Below are 2,748 nucleotides of genomic sequence, written 5' to 3'. Positions count from 1 at the left end.
CCGGCGAGGACGCTGCTCCCGGTAACCGGCGACGGCCAGCCCGGTCGCGTTGCCGATGCTGTCCCGGTCGCCGGTGGCGGCGGCCAGCACGGCGGCGACCCCGGTCCGGACGACGGCGTGGACGACCGCCACGGGACCGGCCGTGCGGGCCGGCAGGGCGAGTGCGAGGTCGGCGAGCAGGATCGCCGCCCCGGCGACCCAGACGACCGGATGCGCCGGATGGTCCGCGACCTTGAGCAGGAAGGGGGCGCCGTCGCCGATCACGCACCCGATCGCGATCAGCAGCGACTGGCGGCGCAGAGCGGTGTTCTCGTCGTCGCCGGCGCGCACCGGATCCCCCATGGCCGGTCAGGCCCTCGCGTCCCGGATGAACCGCATGATCTCGCCCGCCCCTTCCGGCGTACTCGCCGGGGTGTGCCCCGCGCCGGCGATCACCTTGGTGGTCGCGTGCGGGAACTGCGCGGCCGCGGCCTCCCCGGACTCGACGGGGGTGTTCGCGTCCAGGTCACCGCTGAGGACCAGCACGGGTACGTCCGGCAGCGCCGCACCCGGCGCGAACGGCGACCGGGCGGAGCGGTCGCCGGGCCAGCTCAGGCAGGCCCCGGTGTCGTAGTCCGCCCGCGTCACCCACGCCTCGGCGGTGAACGGCGCGAAGCCGGCGTCCCGCAGCCTCGCCTGCGTCGCGTTGTAGTCGCGGGTGCGCACGGCGACCGGGTCGGCGTAGTCGAAGTCGCGCAGGTAGTCGTGGCAGGTGACGGCCCAGGCCTGCGCGTCGGAGAGCACGGCCGGCCCGTACGAGTAGATCTCGGCCGACGCCAGCAGGCTCGCCCGCACCAGGGCACGCACCGGGCCCAGGTCGCCCCGGCGGGCGGCTGCCGCGGCCGTCGCCAGGGCAAGCTCGGCGGCGGTGTCCGGCTGGTTGGCGTAGACCCGCCCGGCCACCGAGGTCATCTGCCACTCGTCGAGCGTGACCCGGTGCCGGACGCCCGCGTGGGTGACGGTGATCGTCTCGGGGTGCGCGCGGAGCCGCCTCATGAGCGCGGCCAGGTCGGACAGCACCCGGTCGCCGGAGCACTCGCCGGTGCGCCCGCAGACCAGGCTCACGGCCCGGCGGAACGCGGCGGCGCCGACCTGGCCGGTGGTGTCGACATTGACGGCGTACGCGCCGGCGAGGCTGACCGTGCGCACGTGCCGCGGGTGACGCTGGGCGTAGGTGGCCATCAGGTACGTGCCGTAGGAGACCCCGAGCAGGTCGAGGCGGCTGAGCCCGAGGGTCGCCCGCACCGCGTCGATGTCGTCGGCGATCGCGGTCGTGCTGTAGTCGCCGGCCCGGTCGCCGAGCTGCCGGCCGCACTCGCCGATGAGCCGCCGCTGCTCGCGGAGCGGAGCGAAGACCCGCCCCGGCCCGTCGAGCGCCGGGCAGGACAGCGCCGCCGACCGGCCGACGCCACGGGTGTCGACGAGCAGCACGTCACGGCGGTCGAGCAGCGGCTCGAGGGCGTCGGTGAACATCTTCCCGGCCAGGTCGATGGTGGACCCGCCCGGCCCGCCGGGATTCGGCACGACGGTGCCCAGCCCCGGCCGCGACGTGTCGGTGTGCGGCACGAGCGCGAACCCGACCGTGATCGTGCCCCCGGCGGGGCGGGCCCGGTCGCGCGGCACGGTGATCTGCCCGCAGCGCGCGGTGGGCAGGCCGGGCAGCTCCGGGCAGTCGCCGAGAGCGGCGAGGGCCTCGGCGGAGGCGGTGAGCGTGGCCTGTCCGCCGCCCGCGGCGACCGGCACCGGCGGCGCGCAGCCGGCGGCGAGGGCGGTCACGGCGGCCAGGGCGGCGGCGAAACGTGCTTTCGTCATGCCGTCCATCCTCGGCGGGCCGCCCGGCCGGGTCGTCCGCCCACAGCGGGAGGTCTGTCTCCCTCTCCCGGGGGAGGAGGAGACGCCGCTCCCGCGTCCGGCCGGTCGCCCGTCCGGCCGCCCAGCACTGGCTCCACGGTGGATTGAGCTGATCTGCCGCCGGTGCCCAGGGTGGGGCATGAGGTCTCTGCTGCTGGCCGTCGTGCTCGGCGGGGCCGGGCTGGTCGCTCCGGCCCGCGCGCCGGGCCCGGCGGCCGATCTGGACGCCGTACGGGGCTGGAACGAGCTGGCGCTGACCGCGGTGCGCACCGTCCGGGCGTCCGACGCCGACGCCGCCCGGCTGTACGCTCTGGTCGGGGTCTCGATCTACGACGCGGTCAACGGGCTGGCGGGGGCGCGGGCCCGGACTCCGGCGCTCGTGGCCGGACCCGGCCCGCGCGGCGGGGACGGGCAGGCCGCGGCGGCAGCGGCGGCGCACGCCGTGCTGACCCGGGCGGATCCCGGGCGGGCGGCCGGCTACGACGCCCGGCTGGCGAGCGACCTGGCCCGGCTGCGGGCGGCCCAGGTGCCGGGCGTGGCAAGCGGCGCCCGCTGGGGCCGGCAGGTCGGTGCGGCGGTGTCGGCCGCGCGCGCCGCCGACGGGTCCACCCCGGTCGAGAGCCAGCCGGCCGGCGCGGGGCCCGGGGTCTTCCGCGCCGCCTGGGCGGGCGTGCAGTACCGCGACGTGCGGCCGTTCGCCGTGGCCGATCCCCACCGGTACGTTCCCGGGCCGCCGCCCGCGCTGACCAGCCACGCCTACGCGACCGCCTGCGCGGAAGCGGCGGTGCTCGGCAGCGCCGAACCGCCGCGGCCCGACCTGCTCGCGACCTACCAGTTCTGGTCCCTGCCGGCCGGGTC

2 protein-coding genes and 1 pseudogene are annotated in these 2,748 nt (G+C 77.7%); 1 reads left to right on the top strand and 2 read right to left on the bottom strand.

The window, feature by feature from the left end; translation table 11 throughout:
• Together RBH18_RS43530 and RBH18_RS43525 are read right to left on the bottom strand one after the other, a co-directional pair.
• Nucleotides 1–342, bottom strand: a 342-nt coding sequence (locus RBH18_RS43530) for a hypothetical protein (RefSeq protein WP_306216383.1), incomplete at its 3' end; no start/stop codon positions are given.
• Nucleotides 343–348: 6 nt separating this feature from the next.
• Entirely contained in the window at nucleotides 349–1,851 is a 1,503-nt protein-coding gene (locus RBH18_RS43525; RefSeq protein WP_306216382.1) for an alpha/beta hydrolase, read from the bottom strand.
• A 178-nt stretch (nucleotides 1,852–2,029) separates the two neighbouring features.
• Here RBH18_RS43525 and RBH18_RS43520 point away from each other — a divergent pair.
• Nucleotides 2,030–2,748 (top strand): annotated as a pseudogene (locus RBH18_RS43520) (vanadium-dependent haloperoxidase); the annotation flags it as partial.

Source organism: Actinoplanes oryzae, from assembly GCF_030757795.1.
In the GTDB taxonomy this organism is placed as follows: Bacteria; Actinomycetota; Actinomycetes; order Mycobacteriales; family Micromonosporaceae; genus Actinoplanes.
Note: the sequence above shows the minus strand (reverse complement) of the source record. Positions and strands in the feature narration are given on the sequence as shown.

What these genes read in the sequence shown, in the direction of transcription:
- RBH18_RS43525 (WP_306216382.1), bottom strand. Translation starts at nt 1,851, where the DNA reads ATGACGAAAGCACGTTTCGCCGCCGCCCTGGCCGCCGTGACCGCCCTC.